The organism is Actinosynnema sp. NPDC059797 (assembly GCF_042732085.1).
GTDB lineage: Bacteria > Actinomycetota > Actinomycetes > Mycobacteriales > Pseudonocardiaceae > Actinosynnema.
On the sequence record NZ_JBHWIE010000060.1, the window covers coordinates 1 to 24,440 of the forward strand.

Below are 24,440 nucleotides of genomic sequence, written 5' to 3' on the forward strand. Positions count from 1 at the left end.
GTCCAAGGGGACGCCGAGCGCTTCGAGCAACGGGGCGCGGTCGGCGGACCGACCGCGCGACGACCTACCCCCCACTTTTCTCCGCTACCTTCGCCAGGGAGATCAGGCCGGCTGGACGACCTGGCGGCCGTCGTACTGGCCACAGGTCGGGCAGGCGACGTGCTGCGGCTTCGGCTGGCGGCAGGCCCGGTTCTGGCAGGCCACCAGGTGCACGGCAGCGGTCTTCCACTGAGCGCGGCGCGAGCGCGTGTTCGAGCGCGACATCTTCCGCTTCGGGACGGCCACGACTAGTTCTCCTCTGGATTGTCACGAGTCCCGCCGAACCGCTCCTGGAGAGCGGCCCAACGGGGGTCAATCGTCTCATGCCCGTGGTCGGGGCCGAGATCAGCCAGCTTCCCGCCGCAGTCGACGCACAGCCCAGGGCAGTCCGGCGAGCACAGCGGCACCTGCGGCAGCGCGAGCACGATGGCGTCGCGCACCACGGGTTCGAGGTCGATCAGGTCGTCGTGCAGACGGCTGACCTCGTCCTCTTCGGTGGTCTCGTCGGTGGTGCTGTCCGGGTACGCGTACAGCTCGGTCAGCTCCACCTCGACCTCCGCCGACAGCGGCTCCAGGCAGCGCGAGCACTCCCCTTCGACCACCGTCTTGGCCGTGCCCGTCACGAGCACGCCTTCGACCACCGACTCCAGCAGGAGGTCGAGTTCGACCGCGCCCCCCGCCGGCACCGCGATCACGTCCCGGAGGCCGAGGCCCTCGGCGGGCACCGTCCTGCCGAGCCTGCGGCTGGAGCCCGCACGACGCCCGAGGTCCCTGGTGTCGATGACCCAGGGCCCGGTGGCTGCGGGACGCGCGGAGGCGTGACGGTGCTCAGACATGATGTGTGGTGTGCTGACGGGGACTTACCACGACCAGCCGGTCAAGGGTACGGGACAACCGGCGTCGAGGTGAAATCGGCTGGTGGGACATCGTTCGAACGGACCGTTCCGGTGCTCTAGTCGCGGTAGTCGAAGGGTGCGGCGGCGCTGGCGACGGCCGGCCCGCGCAGGTGCGAGCGACCCTTGCCGACGCTGCGCAGGGTGTGCGCGAGCAGGTCCTCGAAGTCGGCGAGCTTGCCGTCCACGTACGCGTCGCACTCGCTGCGCAGCCGGAGCGCCTCGGCCTGGGCGGCCTCCAGGACGCGCGCGGCCTCGTTGTGGGCGGCCTGCACGACCTCGGTCTGGGTGACCAGGCGCGCCTGCTCCGCCCGGCCCTCCTCGATCGCCCGCTCGTAGTTGGCCCGGCCCGCCTGGACCATGCGGTCGGCCTCGGCGTGGGCGCGGCCCACCAGGTCCTCGTACTCCTTGCGGCCCGCCGCCACGGTGCGGTCGGCCTGGTCCTGGGCCTCGGCGACCATCCGCTCGGCGCGGGCGCGGGCCTCGGACAGCATCCGCTCGGCCTCGTGCTGGGCCTCGGCGACCATGCGCTCGGCGTCCGAGCGGGCCTTGCTGACGTTCTGCTCTGCGTCGTGCTGGGCCTTGCCGACCAGCTCGTCGCGGTGGTCGAGCACGTCCTGCGCGTCGTCCAGCTCGGCGGGGATCGCGTCGCGGACGTCGTCGAGCAGTTCGAGCACGTCACCGCGAGGGACGACGCAACCGGAGGTCATCGGCACGCCACGCGCTTCCTCGACGATCGTGACCAGCTCGTCGAGGGCCTCGAACACCCGGTACACGTCACACTCCTCGCGCCCACAGCAATACCCGTACCAGTGTGCCCTGCCTCCCCCACGAGCGCCGGGAGATCCCCCCAGCGTGTCCACCACCCCGGCGTGTCCTCCACTCCCGCACCGCGTGTCCTCCACTCGGACACCGCGAAATGCACGCTCGACCACGGGCCGGCCGGTTCCGAATGGACGGCACGCGGTGTCCGAGCGGAGGACACGCGATGTCCGAATGGAGGACACGCGCGGTCAGCGGGTGATGTCGACCAGGGTGAAGGTGGCGTAGTGGTCGGCGGTGTAGAAGTAGAGCTTCGGGGTGGCGTTGCCGGTCACGATGCGCCGCGCGCCGCGCGTCGAGATGCCCGGGGTCTTGACCGTGTACTCGCGGTAGTAGCCGGTCGGGCAGGCCGGGAGGACGCCCTCGCGGTTGTAGAACGTCTGGTCGTCCTGCGAGTACGGGTACGGCCCGCCGCGCTGGATCAGCCGGACGGTGTCGGTGGCCTGGGTCGGCAGGCCGGACAGGGCGACCCGGCGGAAGGCCGACGTGTCGCCGCACGCGGCCTGGGCGGACGCGGCCACCGGGGTGGCGGCGGTGCCGACGAGGACGAGCAGCAGGGAGAGCAGCACCTTCACGGCGCGCGATGTGATTCCGCTCATGCCGACGAACGCTAACTACGCCGGGTGACCTCCCGGTGGGAGTTCAGTTAACCAACCGTAACCGGTCAGCGACGCTCCGCGAGCCGGTTGAGCAGCCGCTCCTTGATCGACGGCGGCAGCAGGCTGGTCACGTCGCCGCCGTAGGTCGCCACGTCCTTCACCAGCGAGCTGGCCAGGAAGCTGTAGATCGGGTTGGTCGGCATGAACAGCGTCTCCACGCCGGTGAGCTGGTGGTTCATCTGCGCCATCTGCAACTCGTAGTCGTAGTCGCTCACCGCCCGCAGGCCCTTGACGATGGCCTGGATGTCGTTCTCCCGGCAGTAGTCGACCAGCAGGCCGTGCCAGGCGTCGACGCGGACGTTCGGCCACTGCGCGGTCACCTCGCGCAGCATCTCGGTGCGCTCCTCGACCGAGAACAGCGTCTTCTTGTTCTTGTTGATCATCACCGCGACGACGACCTCGTCGAAGAGCTTCGCCGATCTGCCGATGATGTCCAGGTGTCCGTTGGTCGCCGGGTCGTAGGAGCCGGGGCACACGGCACGCGTCATGGGTTCGGACGGTAGCACCCGATCGGACGCACCCACTCAGGTCGTGGTCCGCATCACCCGGAGGCGGCAACGTGTTCGGCCCAGTGCAGGGCCGTGTCGCCATAACGCTTGCCGCGCAAGGATTCCACGGCACGCGGCCAGACCGGTTCGGCACCGCGCGCGTCCCGCTCCACGACCACCAGCGACCCCGGCGCGGTCCACCCGTTGTCGACCAGCGCGGACAGCACGCGGTTCAACTGGTCGTCGCCCACGGCGTAAGGCGGATCGGCGAAGACCACGTCGCACGGGACTTCGGGCGGCACGGCCACGACGGCCTCGGCGGTGCGGTTGAGCACCACCGCGCCGGGCAGCCCGAGCGCCTTCGCGTTCCCCTTCAGCACTTCGGCAGCCCGCTTGTCCGACTCCACGAACGTGGCCCGCGCCGCGCCGCGCGACAGCGCCTCGAACCCGAGCGCGCCGGACCCGGCGTACAGGTCGAGCACGACCGCGTCGCGGAGGTCCACGAGGGTCTCCAGCGAGCTGAACAACGCCTCGCGCACGCGCTCGGAGGTGGGTCGGGTGCCGCGCGGCGGCACCTGGAGCCGGCGGCCGCCCGCCACACCCGCGACGATCCTGGTCACCCGGTCATCGTCCCAGGTGCGCGCCGCCGTTGACGGGGAGCACCTGCCCCGTGACGTGCCCGGCCTCCGGAGAGGCGAGGAACGCCACGGCCGCGGCGACGTCGGCGGGCGTGCCCGCGCGCCCGTTGGCGGTCTGCCCGACGAGGTGGGCACGGCGCTGCTCGGTCACGCCGCCGCCGCCGAAGAACTCCGTGCCCTCCACGAACCCCGGCGAGACGACGTTGGCGGTGATGCCGCGCCCGCCGAGCCGGAACGCCAGCTCGGCCGTCCACGCCTCGACCGCCGCCTTGGCCGCGCCGTAGCTGCCGCCGCCGCGCCGGCCCGCGATGGACCCGATGGTCACCACGCGCCCCTGCTCGGCGAGGCGCGGTTCGAGGGCGGTGGTCACGAGGACGGCCGTGACGACGTTCGCCTCGTAGTCCTTCAGCCACTGCTGCTTGAGGTCGTCGCCGCTCGCGAGCCCGCCCGCGTTGTTCACCAGCACGTCCACCCGTTCGGGCAGGTGCGCCAGGGCCGCCTGGACCGCCGCCGGGTCGGCCGCGTCGAACATCACGGCCCGCGCGCCGAGCTCGTCCGCGGTCCTGGCCAGCACGTCCTCCCGGCGACCGGTGATCACCACGTCGAGGCCGCGCCGGAGGAGCTCCTCGGCGACGGCCCGGCCGATCCCGGTGCCGCCGCCCGTCACCACAGCTGTCCTGGTCATGCCAGCGCTTGCCACCATCCGTCGACCGAGGGGGGTTCGTCGACGTTGATCCTCTCACCCGGGCGGGGGACGGCGAGCGGAATTCCGTGGGCCTTGGCCTCGCGCCACACCCGCTCCACGGGCTCGGACCAGTCGTGGAACGCGAGGTTGAACGTGGCCCAGTGCACGGGGATCAGCAGCCCGCCGCGCACGTCGCGGTGCGCGGTCACGCCCTGCTCCGGCGTCATGTGGATGTCGGGCCAGCCCGGTCCGTAGGCGCCGACCTGGACCAGCGCGGCGTCGAACGGCCCGTGCTCCTCGCCGATCCGCCGGTAGCCGTCGAAGTAGCCCGTGTCGCCGGTGTAGTAGACGCGGTGCTCCGGGCCCTTGAGCACCCACGAGGCCCACAGCGTGTTGTCCCGGTCGAAGCCGCGGCCGGAGAAGTGCTGCGCGGGCGTCGCGACGAGCGTGATCCCGGCCACCTCGTGCGACTCGTCCCAGTCCAGCTCGACGATCCGGTGCTCCGGCACCTGCCAGCGGCGCAGGTGCGCGCCGATGCCCAGCGGCACCACGAAGACCGCCTCCTGGTCCCGGGTCAACGCCCGCACGGTGTCCAGGTCGAGGTGGTCGTAGTGGTCGTGCGAGATGACGACCGCGTCGACCCGCCCGACCTGGTCCAGCCGGTGCGGCGCCGGGTGCAGCCGCCGGGGGCCGACCACCTGGGACGGTGAGCAGCGCTCGCTCCACACCGGGTCCAGCAGCACCCGGGCCCCGTCGATCTCGACGAGCGTGGACGCGTGGCCGTACCAGGTGATGTGCAGGCCGTCGCCCGCCGGCGCCCCGGTGGGCGGCACGAGCGGCACCTCGCCCACGGGCCGCCGCCGCTGCCCGCCGAAGAACATCTCGCGCACCGTGCCCGCCGCGCCGTCCGGCGGCATGGTGCTGGTCCGGTGGTCGTTGTGGAACTTGCCGTCGCGGTACCGGGGCGACCGCCGCACCCGCTCGTCGCCGGGCTTGCCGCCCAGCGCGGTCGGCACGTCCCGCGCGGCCCACGCGAGGGCGCCGGCGGAGAGGGCGAGCACTGCGGCGGTGACCTTCTTCATGGAGCCTCCAACGCGGCGCCGGATCGAGCGGTTCCCTGCCGCACCGTGACCGGAACCACGCCTACGGGTGACCGCCTTCCCACAAAGGGTGCAACGTCGGACAGCCGTCCGCGAGCGCAGCGTCGACCCGCGCTGTGACTTCCGGCGGCAGACCGGCCCCCGGCACCGGCTCGGACAACGCCGCCGCGTGCGATACCACCCTCGGGTGACGATCGGAGAGCAGGGCCGGGAGCCCGTCGTCCAGCCCTTCCTCGCTGCTCCCGACCGTCACCCGAACACCCCCACGTGGTCCGGGGTCGGGCGCGCAGCCCGGCCCCGGCGCCACCTCACTCCAGCACGATCAGCAGGTCGCCGCCCTCGACCTGCTGCACGCCCCGCACGGCCAGGCGCTTGACCCGGCCGGACCTCGGCGCGGTGATCGCGGCCTCCATCTTCATCGCCTCGATGGTCGCGACCGTCTGGCCCGCCTCGACCGCGTCGCCCTCGGCCACGCTCGGCGTGAGCACGCCCGCGAACGGCGCGGCGACGTGGTCCGGGTTGCCGCGGTCGGCCTTCTCCGCCACCGGCACCTCGGACGCGACCGACCGGTCGCGCACCTGGATCGGCCGCAACTGGCCGTTGAGCACGGCCATGACCGTGCGCATGCCCCGCTCGTCCGCCTCGCCGATGGCCTCCAGGCCGATCAGCAGCCGCACGCCCGGCTCCAAGTCGACCTGGTACTCCTCGCCCGGCTTGAGGCCGTAGAAGAAGTCCTTGCTGCCGAGCACGCTGGTGTCGCCGTACGCCTCCCGGTGCGCCTGGAACTCCTTGGTCGGCGCGGGGAACAGCAGGCGGTTGAGCGTGGCGCGGCGGTCGGTCTCCAGGCCCTTCTCGTCCTCCTCGGTGAGCTCCGCCACGCCCTTGGGCGCGGGCCGGCCCTTCAGCGCCTTGCTGCGGAACGGCTCGGGCCAGCCGCCGGGCGGGTCGCCCAGCTCGCCGTGCAGGAAGCCGATCACCGAGGCCGGGATGTCGAAGCGGCCCGGGTCGGCCTCGAAGTCCTCCGGCTTCACGCCCGCGCCCACCAGGTGCAGCGCGAGGTCGCCGACGACCTTGGACGACGGCGTCACCTTGACCAGCCTGCCGAGCATCCGGTCGGCCGCGGCGTACATGGCCTCGACCTCCTCGAACTTCTGCCCGAGGCCCAGCGCCACCGCCTGGGTGCGCAGGTTGGACAGCTGCCCGCCGGGGATCTCGTGCGTGTAGACGCGGCCGGTGGGGCCGGGGATGCCGGACTCGAACGGCGCGTAGACCTTGCGCACCGACTCCCAGTACGGCTCCAGGTCGCACACCGCGCGCAGGTCCAGGCCGGTGGCGTGGTCGGTGTGGTCGGTCGCCGCGACGATCGCCGACAGCGGCGGCTGCGACGTGGTGCCCGCCATCGACGCGGCCGCGCCGTCCACCGCGTCCACACCGGACTGGATGGCCGCCAGGTAGGTGGCCAGCTGGCCGCCCGCCGTGTCGTGGGTGTGCAGGTGCACCGGCAGGTCGAACTCCTTGCGCAGCGCGCTCACCAGCCGTGCCGCGGCGGGCGGGCGCAGCAGGCCCGCCATGTCCTTGACCGCGAGCACGTGCGCGCCCGCGCCGACGATCTGCTCGGCCAGCTTGAGGTAGTAGTCGAGCGTGTAGAGGCGCTCCGCCGGGTCGGACAGGTCGGCGGTGTAGCAGAGCGCGACCTCCGCGACCGCCGTGCCGGTCTCGCGGACCGCCTCGATGGCCGGGCGCATCTGCTCGACGTCGTTGAGCGCGTCGAAGATGCGGAAGATGTCGATGCCGGTCTTCGTCGCCTCCTGGACGAAAGCGCTGGTCACGGCCTCGGGGTACGGCGTGTAGCCGACCGTGTTGCGGCCGCGCAGCAGCATCTGGAGGGTGATGTTCGGCACGGCCTCGCGGAGCGCGGCGAGGCGTTCCCACGGGTCTTCGGCGAGGAAGCGCAGCGCCACGTCGTAGGTCGCGCCGCCCCACGCCTCCAGCGACAGCAGCTGCGGCGTCAGGCGCGCCACGTGCGGCGCCACGGCCAGCAGGTCCTTGGTGCGCACGCGGGTCGCCAGCAGCGACTGGTGCGCGTCGCGGAACGTGGTGTCGGTGACGCCCAGCGCCTTGCTCTCCCGCATCCACCGGGCGAAGCCCTCCGGGCCCAGCTCCACCAGCTTCTGCTTGGACCCGGCGGGCGGCTCGGCGGCCAGGTCGACGGCGGGCAGCTTCACCCTGGGGTCGACCGCGGCCGGGCGCGGGCCGTTGGGCTTGTTCACCGTGACGTCGGCCAGGTAGGTGAGCAGGCGCGTGCCGCGGTCGGCCGGGGTGCGGGCGGTGAGCAGCTGGGGGCGCTTCTCGATGAACGAGGTGGTGACGCGGCCCTCGTAGAAGTCCGGGTCGTCCAGCACCGCCTGGAGGAACGGGATGTTCGTGGACACGCCGCGGATGCGGAACTCCGCCACGGCGCGGCGGGCTCGCGCCACCGCCGCGGAGAACGTGCGGCCGCGGCACGTGAGCTTGACCAGCATCGAGTCGAAGTGGGCGCTGATGGCCGTGCCCACGCCCGTGGTGCCGCCGTCCAGGCGCACGCCCGAGCCGCCCGGCGAGCGGTAGGCGCTGATCATGCCGGTGTCGGGGCGGAAGCCGTTGGCCGGGTCCTCGGTGGTGATGCGGCACTGGAGGGCCGCGCCGCGCAGGTGCACGGTGTCCTGGCTCAGGCCCAGGTCGGCGAGGTTCTGGCCGCTGGCGATGCGCATCTGGGACTGGACCAGGTCCACGTCGGTCACCTCCTCGGTGACCGTGTGCTCGACCTGGATGCGCGGGTTCATCTCGATGAAGACGTAGTTGCCGTTCGGGTCGAGGAGGAACTCGACGGTGCCCGCGTTGCGGTAGCCGATGTGGCGGGCGAACTTCACCGCGTCGCCGCAGATGCGCTCGCGCAGCTCCGGGGAGAGGTTGGGCGCGGGCGCGATCTCGATGACCTTCTGGTGCCGGCGCTGCACCGAGCAGTCGCGCTCGAACAGGTGCATCACGTTGCCCTCGCCGTCGGCGAGGATCTGCACCTCGATGTGGCGGGGCTCGACCACCGCCTGCTCCAGGAACACCGTCGGGTCGCCGAACGCGGACTCGGCCTCCCGGGAAGCGGCCTCCAGGGCCTCGCGCAGCGCGTTGCGGTCCTCCACGCGCCTCATGCCGCGACCGCCACCGCCCGCCACGGCCTTCACGAAGACCGGGAAGTCGATGTCCTCCGCGGCCCGCAGCAGGGCTTCGACGTCGCTGGAGGGCTCGCTGGACTTGAGCACGGGCAGGCCGGCCTCGCGGGCGGCCGCGATGGCGCGGGCCTTGTTGCCGGTCAGCTCCAGCACCTCGGTGGGCGGGCCCACGAAGGTGATGCCCGCCTCGGCGCACGCCTTGGCCAGCTCGGGGTTCTCCGAGAGGAAGCCGTAGCCGGGGTAGACCGCGTCGGCGCCCGCCTTGCGGGCCGCCTTGATGATCTCCTCGACGGACAGGTAGGCCCGGACCGGGTGACCGGGCTCACCGATCTCGTAGGACTCGTCGGCCTTCAACCGGTGCAGGGAGTTGCGGTCCTCGTGGGGGAAGACGGCAACCGTGCCGGCGCCCAGTTCATAGGCAGCGCGAAAGGCCCGGATCGCGATCTCGCCGCGGTTGGCGACGAGGACCTTGCGGAACATTCGGCGTTCCCTCCCGGTAACTCGGCGGGTGAATCAAGGCACGCTACCGTGCGCGTCCCGCCCCTCGGGAGTTCCATCTCACGTGACGGACGTCATCGTGATCGGTCACTTTCCCCGTCAAGGCCGGCGCGACCTGGGACCATGCCCCGGGATTCTCCCCTGCGCGGCGCTCCGGCGCAGCCCCTGGAAGGCGGTACGGCCGCAGCGACCAGGCATTGGGACGCCTCCCCCGCGCCCGCCCCGACACCTCACCCGATCGAGATCTTGCACGCCTCGAACACACGTTCGAAAATAAACACATGAGCCCCATCACACCGCCCACCGCCCGCCGATCCCTTTTCCTCGTGCCTCAGCAGCCCGCCGCCTCACGCGCCGCACCGCTTTCGCGACGCTCCACTACCGACCGATTACGCTGCGTTCACCGCATCGAGTGACCACGACAGCCGTGTTCTCGGTAGGGTTGGCTCCATGGCCGGGGCTGAAGGGACTGGGCAGCCTGCTGCCCGCACCCATTTCGACGTCGTTCTCCGCGGGTACAACCAGCGCCAGGTGAACGAGCGCGTGACACGCCTGGAGTTCGACCTGAAGAACTCCAACAGAGCGCGCGAGGCGGCGTCGGCCCAGGTCGCCGAGCTGACGAAGGTGCTCAACGGCACGCGCGCGGAGCTGGACAAGGTCAAGTCCCAGCTCAACAACCTGGCCAACAGCCCGGTCAACGCGTCCAACGTCACCGAGCGCGTGCGCGTGATGATGACGTTGGCCGAGGAGGAGATCGCCGACATCCGCAAGGCGGCGCAGGACCAGGCGAACGCCACGCGCGCCGAGGCCGAGCGCGCGGCGGCCGAGGGCAGGGCGGCGCACCAGCGGGCGATGGCGGAGCTGGAGGACCGGCGCCGGCAGTTGGAGGCGGCGCACCTCCAGCGGACCACCGAGCTGGAGCGGCAGCACGAGGAGCGGCGCGCCGAGCTGGAGAGGTCGCACGAGGAGCTGCGGGCGAAGCTCAACGCCGAGCACGAGGCGCTGCTGGCCGAGGTCCGCGCGGACCGCGAGCGGATGACCTCGGAGTTCGAGGCGAAGACCGCCGAGCTGGACGCGAAGCGGACCGAGCTGGAGCAGAAGTACAAGGGCTACCACGACGACCTGGACAAGGAGTACGACGAACTGCGCGCCAAGCTCCGCAAGGAGCACGAGGCGCACGTGGTCGAGGCCAAGGCCGAGGCCGCGAAGCTCCTCGAAGCCGCCCGCGCCGAGACCGCGACGCTGCGCGCCGAAACGGAGAAGCAGATCGCCGAGCTGGAGTCCGAGGCGCTGGCGAAGGCGGAGAAGGCGATCAGCGACGCCAACGCGGAGGCGGAGCGGACCGTCACCGAGGCCAACGCCCGCGCCGAGAAGACGGTCGGCGACGCCAACGCCCAAGCCGAGAAGACGATCACCGAGGCGGACGCCCGGGCCGAGAAGACCGTCACCGAGGCGGACGCCCACGCCACGAGCCGCATCACCGCGGCGGAGCGGAAGCTGACCGAGCTGCGCACCGTCCACGCGGCCCTGTCGGAGCAGTTCACCGCGGCCCAGGAGGCGGTGACCAGGGCGATGGCGACCCTCGTCCCCCTGGAGTTCGACAACCAGGCCGACCAGGCCACGACCGAGACCTCCAACCCGGACACCGCCGCCAACCCGGACACCGCCACCACACCGGACGCCACCACACCGGACACCGCCGCCAAGCCCGGTGACGCCAAGCCCGGTGAGACCAAGCCGGGCGACACCACCGAGCCTGGCGAGGCGAAGCAGGCCGACACCAGCTCGGGCGACACGATGCCGGTGGCGGTGCCCACGGTCGGCACGAAGTCGGCCGGGGTGAAGTCGACCGGCACGACCCCGGCCGGCACGACCCCGGCCGGCACGACCCCGAGCGGCACGACCCCGAGCGGCACGAAGCCGGGCGGCATGAAGCCGGGCGGTGCGCGGTCAGGCGGTGCGCGGTCGGGCGAGAAGGCCGTGGACCCGTCCGAGCAGCCGACCGCCAAGCTCCACCTCCCCAAGAAGGGGAAGTAGCGGCGTCCGGGGGCCGCGCAACGACGGCCCCCGAGAGGTCGCGGGAAGCTGCCTCAACCGGCCGGTCGGCCCGTCTGGCCACTCGGGCCGTCCGTTGGCCACTCGGGCCGTCCGTCGCGGGTCACACCCGACTCGGCCGGGGCTTCGATCTCGACCGTCCCGGCCGTAGAGGGCGTCGGGCACCGCGACCAGCCTCGTCCGAGCCGCCCGAGCCGCCCGAGCCGCCCGCGCGGCCCGCGCGGCCCGCGCGCATCCGCTCGTCGGTGCGCGGCTACGGCCGCCAGGTCTTCCGGCTCCGGTCTTCTGGCTCCGGCCTTCTGGCTCCGGTCTTCCGGCTCCGGTTGGTCGGGGCCGCTAGTCGCCGCTACTGGGGCAACTGCTCCGCCGGGACCACTTCCGCCTGGTTGGGCACGATCACGTCGACCGGTTCGCCCCAGTCGCGGAACCGGGTGGTGGACTGCTTGACCACCTTGCCGTTCAGCTCGAACCGGTACTCGGCCTTCAGCGGCGCCGAGGTGTCGTCGACCCACACCGACGCGGCGATCTTCACCCCGTGCTCGGCCAGCTGGGTGTGCTGGAGCTGGATGTCCGGGTCCTCGATGGTCTTGGCCATCTTGAAGGTGTCCACGACCAGGTCGTACCTCTTCGCCGGCACCCCGTCCAACTCCTCGGCGCCCTGGCCGACGATCAGCGCGGCCCTCGGCTGGAGGTAGTCCAGCTCGGCTCCCACCGTCGCGCTCGGCCCGAACCCGCGCAGCAGCGCGCCCAGCCCGGCGCTGTTCTCCGCCGTGTAGTAGCCCCACCGCTTGCCCTCCGGCATGGGCGCGCCCGCGACCCGCACGTAAGTCCCGCCGGGCACCAGGACCAGCGATGTCCGGTTCGGGGCCTGCCCGCCGGTCGACACGTCCATCTCCATCGACGCGCTCACGCTGCCGCCGGAGTACCGCACGACCCCGTCCACGACGTTGCGCACGTCCAGGCCCTCTCCGTCGCTGGCGAAACCCTCGGTGTGGAACGAGGCGGTGGACAGCTCGGCCCGCCGCTGCCCGACGCGTTCGGCCAGCACCGCCAGGTCGCCCTTGGGCAGGGACGAGGTGGACGGGGCCGGGTCACCGGACGGCGCGGACGAGCACGCGGCCAGCGCCAGCGGGACCAAGGCGAGCGGAACCAGGGCGAGCAGGAATCGGCGCACGAGTCAGGGTAACCACACCCGAGCCCGGCCCCTCCGGCGCGCTCGCCAGGCCCCCACCTGTCAGGCCCTCCCGAGCAACCCGCCCGCCAGGCCATCCCCGGGCACTCGCCCGCCGAGCCCACCCGGGCAACCCGTCCGCCGGGCAACCCGCTCGTCGGCACCCCGGGCACCCCCGCCCGGCACCTCAGGCACCCCGCCCAGCACCTCAGGCACCCACGCCCCGCCCGCTATGCCTTCTCCAGGTACTCCGCCCGCTCGTCGTCCAGCAGCCCCGCCACCAGCAGCGCCAGGCCCGGGTGCGCCGTCAGGTCCGGGTCCGCGTCCACGACCTGCTGCGCCACCACCCGGGCCTCCGCGATCACGTCCTCGTCGCGCAGCAGCGACAGCATCTTCAACCCCGACCGCGTCCCCGACTGGGCCGCGCCGAGGATGTCGCCCTCGCGCCTCAGCTCCAGGTCCAGCTGCGCCAGCTCGAAGCCATCCACAGTGGACTCCACGGCCCGCAGCCGCGCCATGGTCGGCGTGCCCTCCGGCATCTCCGTCACCAGCAGGCAGAGCCCCGGCGCGCTGCCCCGGCCGACCCGTCCCCGGAGCTGGTGCAGCTGGCTCACGCCGAACCGGTCCGCGTCCATGATGACCATCACGGTGGCGTTGGGCACGTTCACACCGACCTCGACCACGGTCGTGGCCACGAGCACCTGCACCTCGTTCGCCGCGAACGCCCGCATCACGGCGTCCTTGTCGTCCGGGGCCATCCGGCCGTGCAGGACGCCGATCCGCAGGCCCCGCAACGGGCCCTCGGCCAGCCGTTCGGCCACGTCCAGCACGGCCAGCGGCGGGCGCCGATCGGAGCCGTCCTCCTTCGGCGGCTCGCCGGGCTCCGCGTCGTCGCCCTCGCCGTCGCCGATGCGCGGGCACACCACGTACACCTGGTGGCCCTTGCCGACCTCCTCGTGGATGCGCTGCCAGGCCCGGTCCAGCCACGCCGGCTTCTCCGCCACCGGCACCACGGACGTGCTGATCGGCGACCGCCCGGCGGGCAGCTCCCGCAGCGCGGACACCTCCAGGTCGCCGTACACCGTCATGGCGACCGTGCGCGGGATCGGTGTGGCGGTCATCACCAGGACGTGCGGCGTCGACCCGCCGGCCCGCCCGCTCAGCGCCGCCCGCTGCTCGACGCCGAACCGGTGCTGCTCGTCCACCACGACCAGGCCGAGGTCGGCGAACTCGACCTTGTCCTGGATCAGCGCGTGCGTGCCCACCACGATCCCGGCCTCGCCGGTCACGATCTCCAGCAGCGCCCGCTTCCGCGCCGCCGCGCCCATGGAGCCGGTCAGCAGCGTCACCCGCGTCGCGTGCTCGGCCGCGCCCAGCTCACCAGCCTGGGCGAGGTCGCCCAGCAGCTCCCGCAGCGACCGCGCGTGCTGCGCGGCCAGCACCTCGGTGGGCGCGAGCATCGCCGCCTGCCGCCCGGCGTCCACGACCTGGAGCATCGCCCGCAGCGCGACCATCGTCTTGCCGGACCCGACCTCGCCCTGGAGCAGCCGGTTCATCGGGTGCTCGCCGGACAGGTCGGCGGCGATCCGCTCCCCCACCTCGCGCTGCCCCGCGGTCAGCTCGAACGGCAGGCGGTCGTCGAAGGCGTCGCGCACCAGCCCGGTCCGGGGCGGGCAGGCGGGGGCCGGGCGGGCGTTGGACGACCGGCGGCGCTGCGCCAGGGCCAACTGGACGGCCATCGCCTCGTCCCACTTGAGGCGCTGCTGCGCCACGGTGATCGCTGGCCAGCCGTCGGGGCGGTGGATGTCCCGCAGGGCCTTCTCCAGCGGCACGAGGCCGCGCTCCTGCCGCAGCGACGCCGGCAGCGGGTCCTCGGCCACCCCGTCCCACACGGCCAGGACCTGCTCGACGCAGTTGGACACGTGCCACGACTGGATGCCCTGCGCCGCCGGGTAGACCGGGATGAACGCGCCCGCGAACCTGGCCGCGTCGCCCTCCTGCCCGTCGAGCACCTGGTAGTCGGGGTGGGCGAGCTGGAGCTTGCCGTTGAACATGCCGACCTTGCCCGCGAACATCGCCTCGCGGCCGGGCAGCAGCTCGCGCTCCACCTTGCGGGAGCCGCGGCCGAAGAACACCAGGTGCAGGTCGCTCGACCCGTCGGTGATGACGGCTTCCAGCAACTCGCCGGCGCGCGATTTCATCCGCCGCTGGCGCGCGCTCTTCACCCGCGCCTGCACGGTCACGTGCTCGCCCAGCTCCAGGCCCTTGATCTCGGTGAGCTGCCCCCGCTCGTCGTACCGGCGCGGGTAGTGGCGCAGCAGGTCACCGACCGTGCGCAGGCCGAGGCCGGACTCCAGCGCGTCGGCGCTCTTCTTGCCGAGCACCGGCTCCAGCTTGTCGTCGAAGGTCGTCATCGCGGCCCATCCAACTACTCGACACCGACAACCAGGATCGCGTCCGGCTGCCCGCCGTCGTAGGCGGCCAGCTCCACCTCGGGGTGGGCGACGCGGAGGTGATCCTCCAGCACCCGCTCGACCCCGTCGGGGGCGGCCCGGCCGAGCAGCACGGTGACCAGCTCGCCGCCGCTGGCGAGCATCCGGTCGACCAGCCGGCACGCCAGCGCGCCCACGTCGGCGTCGCCCGGCTCGATCAGCACGACCTCGCCGTCGACCATGCCGAGCAGGTCGCCGGGCAGGCAGCGGCCGACCCAGGTGATGGCCTCCCGCTCGGACACGGCGACCTCGCCGCGGCGGGTCGCGGCGGCGGCCTCGGCCATGGCCACCACGTCGTCGCCCGCCCGCCTGCTCCCGGAGTGCACGGCCAGCGCGGCCAGGGCCTGCACCGGCGAGAACATCGGCACCACGACCACGTCCTGCCCGGCGGCGCAGGCCTGCGCCACGGCGTCGTCCAGCGGCTCGCGCAGCGCCGGGTCGCCGGGCAGCACGGTCACGTGCCGCGCGCGGGTGCCGGTGAGCACGGCGAGCAGGTCGGCCGCCGTCGCGGACTCGCCGGGTTCGAGCACCACCGCACCCTCGGAGCGGAACAGCTCGGCCACACCCGGGCCGTCGACCAGCGCCACGACGGCGCGCTCGCGGGTGAACCGGGACGCCTGGGCGGCGACCTGGTCGGCGAACCTGGCCACGGTGATCCGGTGCGGCCGGCCTGCCTCGACGCCCGCCTCGACCGCCGCGCCGATGTCGTTGCAGTGGACGTGCACGGTCCACAGGCCCGCGCCGTCGCCCACGACCGACACGCAGTCGCCCAGCGCGCCCAGCGCGGTCCTCAGGCGCTCGGCCCCGTCGTCGGACGTGCCGTCGAGCAGGTACATGACCTCGTACTCGAACTCGGGCGACCCGGCCTCGCGCGCGGTGGTCAGCGCGTCGCGCGGCACCGGCGGCCCGGCGGGCGCGGGCGGCACGGCCCGCCCGGTGATCACCGCGGCCAGCGCGTCCAGCAGCACCACCAAGCCGCGACCGCCCGCGTCGACCACGCCGGCGCGCGCCAGCACGGCCAGTTGGCGCGGGGTGTCGGCCAGCGCGGTCGCGCCCGCCCCGGCCGCCGCGGTCGCCACGTCGCCCAGCTCGTCGGAGCCGCAGTCGCGGGCCGCCTCGGCGGCGGCGCGCAGCACGGACAGCACGGTGCCGGGCACGGGCTCGGACACGGCGGCCGCGGCCAGCTCGTCGGCCCTCAGCAGCGCCCGGCGCAGCGACGCGCCGGTGGCCGTGGAGGCGCCCTGGGCCGCCTCGGCGAGCCCGCGCAGCACCTGGGACAGGATCACCCCGGAGTTGCCGCGGGCGCCGGCCAGGGCGCCGCGGGCCAGGGCCGCCAGCGCCGCGCCGACCGAGTCGACGGGGGTGCGGAGCAGGTTGTCCAGGGCCGAGCGCATGGTCTGGAGCAGGTTCGTGCCGGTGTCGCCGTCGGGCACCGGGAAGACGTTGATGCGGTCGATGTCCTCCCGGTTGGCGTCCAGGGACCGCACACAGGCGTCCGCCCACTGGCGCACCGCGACCGCATCGAGAGCCCGCATGGCGGGGAGGGTACTTCGGCCCGGTCGCGACCCGGTTTGGAGGCGGCGCGGCCCACGGGCTACCCTGTCCAGGTTGCCATGCCCGGCTGAGGCTTGTGCACGCTTGCGCGCCCGCCGGGGCGTGAGTACCGCTGAGGAAACCTAAGGAGTGGCTGACGTGGCTGCCGTGTGCGACGTCTGTGGCAAGGGGCCGGGCTTCGGCAAGTCGGTCTCGCACTCCCACCGGCGCACCAACCGTCGGTGGAACCCGAACATCCAGACCGTCCGCGCGAAGGTCTCGCCCTCGCAGCGGCAGCGTCTGAACGTGTGCACCTCGTGCCTGAAGGCGGGCAAGGTGGTGCGCGGCTGAGGCCGCGTCCCCACGCGTTGGCGAAGGGCCGGTCACCTCGGACGGGGTGACCGGCCCTTCGTCGTCCCGGGGCGCTCGTCGAAGGGCGTTCCGGCTCGGCCGGAGCGGTAGAAGGGGCCGGTCACCCCGGGAACGAGGTGGCCGGCCCCTCGTCGTCCACCCCGGGCCTGCCGGGCGGCGGGTACGGGGTGCCAGAGGACGGACCCGCCGGGCCCTGGTGGGCGAGCCCGGGACTCCGGGGTGGACGACTTGCGGTGTCCGGGTGGACGAGCATGGGGTTGCCCGGTCGCGACGCGTCAAGCGCGAATCACTCGAAAGAGGACCGGGTCAACGCCCGCGGGTCAGGGGAGCTTCCAGTCGACCGGGTCGGCGCCCTGGGCCACCAGCAGCTCGTTGACCTTGCTGAACGGCCGCGAGCCGAAGAAGCCGCCGGCCGCCGACAGCGGGCTCGGGTGCACCGACTCGACGCACGGGAACGGCGCCAGCAGCGGCTTGAGCGCCCGCGCCTGGCTGCCCCACAGGATCGCCACCAGCGGGGTGTCGCGCGCGGCGAGGGCCTTGATGGCCTGCTCGGTGATCGGCTCCCAGCCCTTGTTGCGGTGGGAGTTCGACTTGCCCGGCTGCACGGTCAGCGCCCTGTTGAGCAGCAGCACGCCCTGCTCGGTCCACGGCGTCAGGTCGCCGTTGGACGGCTTCGGGTGCCCCAGGTCGGTCATGTACTCCTGGTAGATGTTGACCAGGCTCTTCGGGATGGGCCGCGTCTCGGGCGACACGGAGAAGCTCAGGCCGACGGCGTGCCCGGGGGTCGGGTACGGGTCCTGGCCGACGATGAGCACCCTCACCGAGTGGAACGGCTGCTGGAACGCCCGCAGCACGTTCTCCCCCGCGGGCAGGTAGGTGCGCCCGGCGGCCACCTCGGACCGCAGGAACTCGCCCATCTTCGCGATTTGGTCGGCGACGGGCGCGAGTGCCGCGGCCCAGCCGGATTCCACGATTTCCTCAAGAGGACGTGCCACGGCGGGACCTTATCTCAGCCCAGGCGGCGCAGGTCCGCGCGGTACCGGGAAATGTTCTCCACGTATTTGTCCACGATGAATTTCCATGCGTTCTCGGGCACCACGTGGCCCTCGCGCACGCGCGCCGGCACGCCGAGCGCCATGGACCGCGCCGGGATCCGCCCGTCGAACGACACCACCGCGCCCGCGCCGACGATCGCGCCCTCCCCCACCACGGAGCCGTTGAGCACCACCGACCCGGAGGCGATCAGGCAGCCGTCGGCGATGGTGGCGCCCTCGACGTGCACGTTGTGGCCGATGACGCACTCCGCGCCGATCAGCGCCGGGTGGAACTCGGTGCAGTGCACGACCGTGCCGTCCTGGACCGAGGTGCGCGCGCCGACCTCGACGCGCCCGTAGTCGCCGCGCAGCACGGCTCGCGGCCACACGGAGGCTTGCGGACCGATCCGGACGTCGCCGATCACGGTCGCGTCGGGGTGCACGTAGGCGTCCGGGTGGATGTCCGGTTCCACGTCGCCCAGGGCGTAGATCGCCACCTGGTGTTCCAGCCCTTCTCTACAGTTCCTTGGCGAAGCAGAGGCTGTCGGGATGATCGCGGTAGACGCCGAAGTTGTCGATCCGGGTGTAGCCGCTGCGGGTGTAGAGCCCGATCGCCTCGGGCTGCCGGGTGCCGGTCTCCAGCACCATGCGCCTGCGCCCGACCGCCCGCGCCGCGTCCTCCAGGGCGGCCAGCACGAGCCGCGCCAGGCCGCGCCCGCGCACGGCCTCCACCACGTACATGCGCTTCAGCTCGGCGTCGCCGGGGCGCAGCGAGTCCATCTCCTCGTCGTGCGCGCGCCACCCGCCGCAGGCCACCGGCTCGCCGTCGAGGTAACCGACCAGGAAGTGGCCCAGCGGCGCGGCGAACTGCTCCGGCGCGACCGGGGTCACGTCGCCGTCGCCGTAGCGGGTCACGTAGACCTGTTGGAGATCGGCGATCAACTTGACCGCGTCTGGATGGTCATACGCGAGCGTGCATAGTTCCACATCGGTCAGGTTACCTAGCGCCAGTGCTCCCAGCCAGGGGGTTTCTCGTACGCGCGGCCGTCCACGGTCACCCCGCTGCCGTGCCGGACGGTGCCGATCGTGGTCCACCCCTCGGGCACGGCGGCGGGCTCGGGGAACGTCGCCGCCAGCGCGTGGTCCTCGCCGCCGGTCAGCACCCAGTGCCGGGCGTCCGCGCCGAGCGCCGCGGCCACGTCGATCAGCCGGGGGTGCACCTCCAGCAGCTCGGTGCGGATGTCGATGCCGATGCCGGACTCGTCCGCGACGTGCCCGAGGTCGGCCAGCAGCCCGTCCGACACGTCGATCATCGCGGTCGCGCCCGCCGCGGCGGCCTGCGGCCCGGCCGCGTACGGGGGTTCGGGGTTCCGCTGGGCGCCGACCACCGCGACCGGCGACCGGAACCCGCGCTGGAGCACCGCCAGCCCGCCCGCCGCCCAGCCCAGCCTCCCGCACACCGCGACCACGTCGCCGACCTGGGCGCCGGACCGCGTCACCGGCTCCAGGCCGCCCATGTCGCCCATCGCCGTAACGGAGATCACCAGTGTCGCGGAGGACACCATGTCGCCGCCCACCACGCCCGCGCCCGCGACCACCGCCTCCTGCCACAGCCCGGCGGTGATCCCCTCGACCACCGCCGAGGGGGTGTCGGCGGGGCAGGCGAGGCCGATCGTGAGGGCCGTCGGCATGGCTCCCATGGCCGCCACGTCGGCCAGGTTCACGGCCGCCGCCTTGCGGCCGACCTGCTCGGGAGAGGACCAGTCGAGTCTGAAGTGGACACCTTCGACGAGCACGTCGGTGGACACCACCACGCGGCCGTCCGGCGCGGCCACCACGGCCGCGTCGTCACCCGGCCCGAGCAGGGTGGTGGGCGGCTGCGTCCGACCTGCCGTCACGCGGCGGATGAGACCGAACTCACCCACTTCAGCGACCGTGTCCGCGCTGTGCGGCGGCTCCGGGCGCACGATTGCCTCCCGTTCTGAGCATTCGGAACCCCAACTGGGGTACGTTGCTGTGCACGTTCCTACCCCGACCCAACCTGTCGCGACGAAGGGGCACGCCGTGGTCCACGCATACATCCTCATCCAGACCGAGGTCGGGAAGGCAGCCGCCGTCGCGGCGGAGATCTCGGGCATCCCGGGTGTGGCCCAGGCGGAGGACGTCACCGGCCCCTACGACGTGATCGTCCGCGCGGAGGCCGAGACCGTCGACCAGTTGGGGCAGCTCGTGGTCGCCCGCATCCAGAACGTCGAGGGCATCACCCGAACGCTGACCTGCCCGGTGGTCCACCTCTGACCCCGTGCTGTCATAGCGGCGTGGCACAGGAAACGGAACCCGCACCGCCGCCCCCTCCGCCGCTGCCGCGCCCGCTGCTCGCCGTGGCGGGCGGCCTGGCGGCGCTGCTCGTGCTCGGGGTCGCGGGCGTGGGCCTCTTCTCCCGCACCGTGGACGAGGGCGCCCCCGCCGCCGCGCCGTCGGCGGACCGGTCCGGTCCCGTCGCGCTGGTGCCCGTGCCCGCGCCCGGGGCCGGGTCCGAGGGGTGCCGGGCGCTGCTGGGCGCGCTGCCCGCGGAGCTGGTCTCCAACGGCGTCGCGCTGCCGCGCCGCGAGCTGGCCTCCCCCGCGCCCGAGGGCGCCCTCGCGTGGGGCGACGCCGCGCACGAGCCGGTGGTGCTGCGCTGCGGGCTGGAGCGGCCCCGCGACCTCACGCCGACCTCCGAGCTGCGCAACGTCTCCGACGTGGAGTGGCTGGTGCTGTCGGACGCGGGCTCGTCCACCTGGTACGTGGTGGACCGGCCCGTGTACGTGGCGCTGACCGTGCCGTCCGACGCGGGCACGGGGCCCCTCCAGGACATCTCGGCGACCGTCCGGGACACCCTGGCGAAGAGCCCCGTGGACACGCGGGGCTGACCTACCGCAGGCCGGTGCCGCGGGCGATCGCCGTCTCCACGAGCGTGGTCAGCAGGGTCGGGTAGTCCACGCCGGTCTCCGCCCACATCCGCGGGTACATCGAGATCGGCGTGAAGCCCGGCATGGTGTTGACCTCGTTGACGACCGGCCGCTCGTCCTCGGTGACGAAGAAGTCCACCCGGGCCAGTCCCTGGCAGTCCAGCGAGCGGAACGCGGTGACGGCCATCTCGCGCAGCTCCGCCGCGACCGCGTCGGGCAGCTTCGCGGGCACGTCGAACTCGCACACGTCGTCGAGGTACTTGGCGTCGAAGTCGTACCAGTCGACCGCGCCGCCGACCACGCGCAGCTCGGCGGGCACCGACGCCTCCACGCGGCCGTCGGGGAACTCCAGCACGCCGCACTCGACCTCGCGACCGGAGACCGCGGCCTCGACGATCACCTTGGGGTCGGTCTTGCGGGCCAGGGCGATGGCGCTGTCCAGGTGGTCCCAGGAGACGACCTTGGAGATGCCCACCGAGGAGCCGGCGCGGGCGGGCTTGACGAACACCGGCAGCCCGAGGCGCTCGCGGTCGGCCGCGGTCAGGGTGTCCTGGTCGCGCCGCAGCACGGCGTACCGGCCGACCGGCAGTCCCGCGCCGCCCAGCAGGCGCTTGGTGAACTCCTTGTCCATGGCGGCGGCGCTGGCGAGCACGCCCGGTCCGACGTAGGGGATGTCGGCCAGCTCCAGCAGGCCCTGCACCGTGCCGTCCTCGCCCCACGCGCCGTGCAGCAGCGGGAAGACGACGTCCACGTCGGACAGCACCGCGCCCGGCTCGGCGGGCACCAGCTGGCCGCCCGAGACCGGGACCAGCGAGTTGACCGACGGGAGCTGCCGGTCGCGCACCTCCAGCGCCTTCGTGTCGTCGGCGCCGACCACCCACGCGCCTGCTTCGGTGATGCCCACGGGCACCACCTCGAACCGCTCCCGGTCGAGGTGCGGGAGGACGCTGCCGGCGGACAGGCAGGAGACCTTGTGCTCGCTGCTGCGCCCGCCGAACACCACGGCGACCTTGGTCTTGCGCTGTGTCATGGCTCGGACCCTACCCGGATGGCGTAACACCGTGACGGGGCTGCTCGGGGCGGGGCCGGGGGCCGACCCCGCCACCCCGTCAGGCCAGGGCCTCGCGCAGCAGGCGGATCAGCTCGGGCACGGCGGCGACGAGCTGGTCGCGCGAGCAGGCGCTGTAGCCGATGGCCGCGCCGTGCACCCTGGGCCGGCCCGCGTGGTGGCGGCCCAGGCCGTCCAGGCGCAGCCCCTTCGCCCAGGCCGCCGAGAGCACGTCGCGCTCGGCCTGGGCCGTGGGCAGGGGCACCACGATGTGCGCGCCCGCGTCGTCGCCCAGCACCGGGACGCCCGCGTCGGCGAAGGCCGCCGAGAGCAGGGCGCGGCGCTCGGACAGCTCGCGGCGCAGCCTGCGCAGGTGGCGGCCCAGGTCGCCGTTGCGGGCCAGTTCGACCAGCACCCGCTGGCCCGCCGCCGACGGGCTGGTGCCGGTGCGGTCGCGGTGCTCGGTCACCTCGGCCGCGACCTGGTCCGGCGCGACCATCCAGCCCGCGCCCAGCGTCGGGGTGAGGATCTTGCTGGTGGTGCCCAGGTGCACGACCACGTCCGGCGCGAGGGCCGCCAGCAGCGGCAGGGGCGCCACGTCGTAGCGCAGCTCGCCGTCGTAGTCGTCCTCGACGACCAGCCAGCCCTCGGCGCGCGCCCGCTCCACCAGGGCGACCCGGCGCGCGGCCGACATGCGCCCGCCCATCGGGTACTGGTGCGCGGGCGAGCAGTAGACGCCCCGGACGCCGGCGGGCACGCCCTCCACGAGCAGGCCCTCGGCGTCGACCGGCGCCTGCACCACGCGCACGCCCGCCGAGCGCAGCGCCCACACCGCCCGCTGGTACCCGGGTTCCTCCACGGCCACCACGTCGCCCGGCCGCAGCACGGCGGCGGCCAGCTCCACCAGCGCCGCGGTCGTGCCGCCGGTCGCGAGCACCGACTCCTCCCGCAGCCCGCCGCGCACGGCCAGGCCCCGGTGCCGCAGCAGGTGCTCGGCGACGACGGCGCGGTACTCGGGCAGGCCCGCGCGGGACGGGCGGAACAGCGGCGGCACGTCCGCCGCCGCCCGCCAGGCCCGCCGCCACGCCGCGCGGTCCAGGCCCTCGGCCCACGGCGCGCCCGGCGCCAGGTCGACCACGTCGGCGGGCGCGGGCGCGGTGGCGGCGCGGCGGGCGCGGGCCCGCAGGGCGCCGGGCGGGGTGGTCGTCACGTAGGTGCCCGAGCCGTGCCTGCCCGCGATCCAGCCCTCGGCGTGCAGTTGCTCGTACGCCGCCGCGGTCACCGTCCGGCTCACGCCCAGCCGCTCGGCCAGCGCCCGGGTCGAGGGCAGCCGGTCGCCGCTGCGCAGCCTGCCGTCCGCCGCCGCCTCGCGGAGCGCGTCGGCCAGCTGCACGGCCAGCGGCTCGGCCGAATCGCGGTCCAGCGCCACGGCCAGTGCCGTCTCCGCCAAGGTGGCCTCCTCAAATAGCCAGGAATTGGCTCTTGTGAGGGGCCACTTTACCGGAGAGGCTGGTCGCATGACGCTGTCGCCCACGCCCCGCAGCACGGTCAAGCGCGGACACAAGCGCGCCGTGACCGAGCGCACCGCCCTGCACTCCGTCCTGGACGCCGCGCTCGTCTGCCACCTCGCGGTGGTCGTCGACGGTGCGCCGCTGGTGCTGCCGACCGGCTACGGCCGCGACGGCGACACCCTCTACCTGCACGGCTCGACCGGCGCGCGCAGCCTGCGCGAAGCCGTGGCCGGCGTCCCGGTGTGCGTCGCCGTGACCGTGCTCGACGGCGTGGTCTACGCGCGTTCCATGTTCGGCCACTCCATGAACTACCGCTCGGCGGTCGTCCACGGCACCGCCGTGCCCGTCACCGAGCCGGGGGCCAAGCTGCACGGCCTGCGCGTGCTCACCGAGCACCTCGCGCCCGGCTCGTGGGACTACGCCCGGCAGCCCACGCCCAAGGAACTGGCCGCGACGTCGGTGCTGGCGCTCGACCTCACCGAGGCGTCGGTGAAGGTCCGCAGCGGCCCGCCCGGCGACCACGAGGACGACGTGGCCGCGAACGACCGGTGGGCGGGCGTGCTGCCGGTGCGCGCGGTGTGGGGCGAGCCCGAGCCGGACCCGACGCTGGTCGGCGGCTGGGACGTCCCGCCGCACGTGGTCACGCGCAGTCGGTCCGCCGCAGGGGGTCCTCTCGGGTAGCGCCCGCGACCGGGTCGTACCGGTACGGGCGCATGGTGCGCCCGCCGTCGCGGTAGACGTGGATCGTGACGGCGGGGTCGACGCCGTCGTTGCGGACCTGGTGCACGTAGTCGGGGCCGAACACGCGCGACTGGCCGGCCGCCAGGTGGTGCAGCACCTGGCGGTTCCCGGTCGCGACGACCTCCGTCAGCGTGCCGCTGACCAGCGTGAACGCGCCGGTCGTGTGGCCGTGGTCGTGCAGGTCGGTGTGCTGGCCGGGCAGCCAGCTCATCAACCACACCTCTTGGGAGGCCGTGCGCTCCACCAGGGCGGCGAAGCGGGAGTCGGGGTCGTAGCGGAGCAGGTGGGCCCAGCGCTCGCGCCGTGCCGCGATGTCCAGCGCGATCCGCACGGGGTGCAGCGCGCCGTGCGACTGGGGCAGGGCGATCGTGTTCTCCGGAACGGCGAACATGGTTCCTTCTCGGTGACTCGGGGGCGTGCGAGCGTCAACGGCTCGTCGGGCGCGAGGCGATCACCGAGGGAGACAGAGCGCGCTGGCGACCAGGCGGAGGTCGATGTGACCCC

At 73.5% G+C, this 24,440-nt stretch carries 24 protein-coding genes; 5 read left to right on the forward strand and 19 right to left on the reverse strand.

Annotated elements, in window-relative coordinates:
* Positions 1-102 precede the first annotated feature (102 nt).
* The 9 genes from rpmF to ACFV4N_RS17255 form a co-directional block, all read right to left on the reverse strand.
* Complete coding sequence (rpmF, locus tag ACFV4N_RS17215; RefSeq protein ID WP_438925070.1) at positions 103-285, reverse strand: 50S ribosomal protein L32; 183 nt, start codon at positions 283-285, stop codon at positions 103-105.
* Between the two features lie 2 nt (positions 286-287).
* Positions 288-875 carry a YceD family protein gene (locus tag ACFV4N_RS17220; protein WP_499673516.1) on the reverse strand — a complete coding sequence of 196 codons (588 nt, stop codon included), beginning with the start codon at positions 873-875 and terminating at the stop codon, positions 288-290.
* A gap of 116 nt (positions 876-991) precedes the next feature.
* Entirely contained in the window at positions 992-1,708 is a 717-nt protein-coding gene (locus ACFV4N_RS17225; RefSeq protein WP_499673517.1) for a DivIVA domain-containing protein, read from the reverse strand.
* A gap of 237 nt (positions 1,709-1,945) precedes the next feature.
* Positions 1,946-2,353 (reverse strand): guanyl-specific ribonuclease, encoded by a 408-nt coding sequence (locus ACFV4N_RS17230; protein ID WP_499673518.1) that lies wholly within the window; start codon positions 2,351-2,353, stop codon positions 1,946-1,948.
* 65 nt (positions 2,354-2,418) lie between these two features.
* Entirely contained in the window at positions 2,419-2,901 is a 483-nt protein-coding gene (coaD, locus tag ACFV4N_RS17235) for a pantetheine-phosphate adenylyltransferase (protein WP_499673519.1), read from the reverse strand.
* 53 nt (positions 2,902-2,954) lie between these two features.
* On the reverse strand, positions 2,955-3,521 hold the full coding sequence (rsmD, locus tag ACFV4N_RS17240) for a 16S rRNA (guanine(966)-N(2))-methyltransferase RsmD (protein ID WP_499673520.1): 567 nt from the start codon (positions 3,519-3,521) through the stop codon (positions 2,955-2,957).
* A 4-nt stretch (positions 3,522-3,525) separates the two neighbouring features.
* Complete coding sequence (locus tag ACFV4N_RS17245) at positions 3,526-4,224, reverse strand: SDR family NAD(P)-dependent oxidoreductase (RefSeq protein ID WP_499673521.1); 699 nt, start codon at positions 4,222-4,224, stop codon at positions 3,526-3,528.
* Positions 4,221-5,306, reverse strand: a complete 1,086-nt coding sequence (locus ACFV4N_RS17250; protein WP_499673522.1) for an MBL fold metallo-hydrolase — start codon at positions 5,304-5,306, stop codon at positions 4,221-4,223. Before ACFV4N_RS17250 ends, ACFV4N_RS17245 begins: the two co-directional genes overlap by 4 nt.
* Before the next feature lie 326 nt (positions 5,307-5,632).
* Positions 5,633-9,010, reverse strand: a complete 3,378-nt coding sequence (locus tag ACFV4N_RS17255; RefSeq protein ID WP_499673523.1) for a pyruvate carboxylase — start codon at positions 9,008-9,010, stop codon at positions 5,633-5,635.
* A 561-nt stretch (positions 9,011-9,571) separates the two neighbouring features.
* Between ACFV4N_RS17255 and ACFV4N_RS17260 the strand changes: the two genes are divergently transcribed.
* The gene (locus tag ACFV4N_RS17260) at positions 9,572-11,065 is read left to right on the forward strand and encodes a hypothetical protein (protein WP_499673524.1); all 1,494 of its coding nucleotides are present in this window, start codon (positions 9,572-9,574) and stop codon (positions 11,063-11,065) included.
* Positions 11,066-11,429: 364 nt separating this feature from the next.
* Here the strand turns inward: ACFV4N_RS17260 and ACFV4N_RS17265 are convergent, their stop codons facing one another.
* From ACFV4N_RS17265 to ACFV4N_RS17275, 3 genes are all read right to left on the reverse strand, one after another.
* Complete coding sequence (locus ACFV4N_RS17265; protein WP_499673525.1) at positions 11,430-12,257, reverse strand: SCO4651 family lipoprotein; 828 nt, start codon at positions 12,255-12,257, stop codon at positions 11,430-11,432.
* 227 nt (positions 12,258-12,484) lie between these two features.
* Positions 12,485-14,668: an ATP-dependent DNA helicase RecG gene (gene recG, locus ACFV4N_RS17270; protein ID WP_499673526.1), complete on the reverse strand. Its 2,184-nt coding sequence runs from the start codon at positions 14,666-14,668 to the stop codon at positions 12,485-12,487.
* A gap of 14 nt (positions 14,669-14,682) precedes the next feature.
* Positions 14,683-16,281, reverse strand: coding sequence for a DAK2 domain-containing protein (locus ACFV4N_RS17275; RefSeq protein WP_499673527.1), 1,599 nt, complete (start codon positions 16,279-16,281; stop codon positions 14,683-14,685).
* A gap of 157 nt (positions 16,282-16,438) precedes the next feature.
* Between ACFV4N_RS17275 and rpmB the strand changes: the two genes are divergently transcribed.
* On the forward strand, positions 16,439-16,630 hold the full coding sequence (gene rpmB / locus ACFV4N_RS17280; protein ID WP_033431502.1) for a 50S ribosomal protein L28: 192 nt from the start codon (positions 16,439-16,441) through the stop codon (positions 16,628-16,630).
* Positions 16,631-16,971: 341 nt separating this feature from the next.
* On the opposite strand, the gene ACFV4N_RS17285 is transcribed toward rpmB, so the two are convergent.
* The 4 genes from ACFV4N_RS17285 to ACFV4N_RS17300 are packed head-to-tail and all read right to left on the reverse strand — an operon-like array spanning position 16,972 to position 19,652.
* Positions 16,972-17,646, reverse strand: a complete 675-nt coding sequence (locus ACFV4N_RS17285) for a uracil-DNA glycosylase (protein ID WP_499673528.1) — start codon at positions 17,644-17,646, stop codon at positions 16,972-16,974.
* 14 nt (positions 17,647-17,660) lie between these two features.
* Positions 17,661-18,182, reverse strand: coding sequence for a gamma carbonic anhydrase family protein (locus ACFV4N_RS17290; protein ID WP_499673529.1), 522 nt, complete (start codon positions 18,180-18,182; stop codon positions 17,661-17,663).
* 19 nt (positions 18,183-18,201) lie between these two features.
* Positions 18,202-18,672, reverse strand: coding sequence for a GNAT family N-acetyltransferase (locus ACFV4N_RS17295; RefSeq protein ID WP_499673530.1), 471 nt, complete (start codon positions 18,670-18,672; stop codon positions 18,202-18,204).
* Positions 18,673-18,686: 14 nt separating this feature from the next.
* Complete coding sequence (locus ACFV4N_RS17300; protein ID WP_499673531.1) at positions 18,687-19,652, reverse strand: thiamine-phosphate kinase; 966 nt, start codon at positions 19,650-19,652, stop codon at positions 18,687-18,689.
* Between the two features lie 97 nt (positions 19,653-19,749).
* On the opposite strand from ACFV4N_RS17300, the gene ACFV4N_RS17305 reads away from it, so the two are divergent.
* Together ACFV4N_RS17305 and ACFV4N_RS17310 are read left to right on the forward strand one after the other, a co-directional pair.
* Positions 19,750-19,983, forward strand: a complete 234-nt coding sequence (locus tag ACFV4N_RS17305; RefSeq protein WP_344035252.1) for an Lrp/AsnC family transcriptional regulator — start codon at positions 19,750-19,752, stop codon at positions 19,981-19,983.
* A gap of 20 nt (positions 19,984-20,003) precedes the next feature.
* Positions 20,004-20,597 (forward strand): DUF3515 domain-containing protein, encoded by a 594-nt coding sequence (locus ACFV4N_RS17310; protein ID WP_499673532.1) that lies wholly within the window; start codon positions 20,004-20,006, stop codon positions 20,595-20,597.
* Position 20,598: 1 nt separating this feature from the next.
* Here the strand turns inward: ACFV4N_RS17310 and ACFV4N_RS17315 are convergent, their stop codons facing one another.
* Together ACFV4N_RS17315 and pdxR are read right to left on the reverse strand one after the other, a co-directional pair.
* Positions 20,599-21,666, reverse strand: coding sequence for a D-alanine--D-alanine ligase family protein (locus ACFV4N_RS17315; protein WP_499673533.1), 1,068 nt, complete (start codon positions 21,664-21,666; stop codon positions 20,599-20,601).
* Positions 21,667-21,745: 79 nt separating this feature from the next.
* On the reverse strand, positions 21,746-23,134 hold the full coding sequence (gene pdxR / locus ACFV4N_RS17320) for a MocR-like pyridoxine biosynthesis transcription factor PdxR (protein WP_499673534.1): 1,389 nt from the start codon (positions 23,132-23,134) through the stop codon (positions 21,746-21,748).
* Between the two features lie 67 nt (positions 23,135-23,201).
* Here pdxR and ACFV4N_RS17325 point away from each other — a divergent pair, with 67 nt between their 5' ends.
* Entirely contained in the window at positions 23,202-23,876 is a 675-nt protein-coding gene (locus ACFV4N_RS17325; protein ID WP_499673535.1) for a pyridoxamine 5'-phosphate oxidase family protein, read from the forward strand.
* On the opposite strand, the gene ACFV4N_RS17330 is transcribed toward ACFV4N_RS17325, so the two are convergent.
* Positions 23,836-24,327: a cysteine dioxygenase gene (locus ACFV4N_RS17330; RefSeq protein WP_499673536.1), complete on the reverse strand. Its 492-nt coding sequence runs from the start codon at positions 24,325-24,327 to the stop codon at positions 23,836-23,838. The two genes, ACFV4N_RS17325 and ACFV4N_RS17330, sit on opposite strands and share 41 nt — an antisense overlap.
* Positions 24,328-24,440 lie beyond the last annotated feature (113 nt).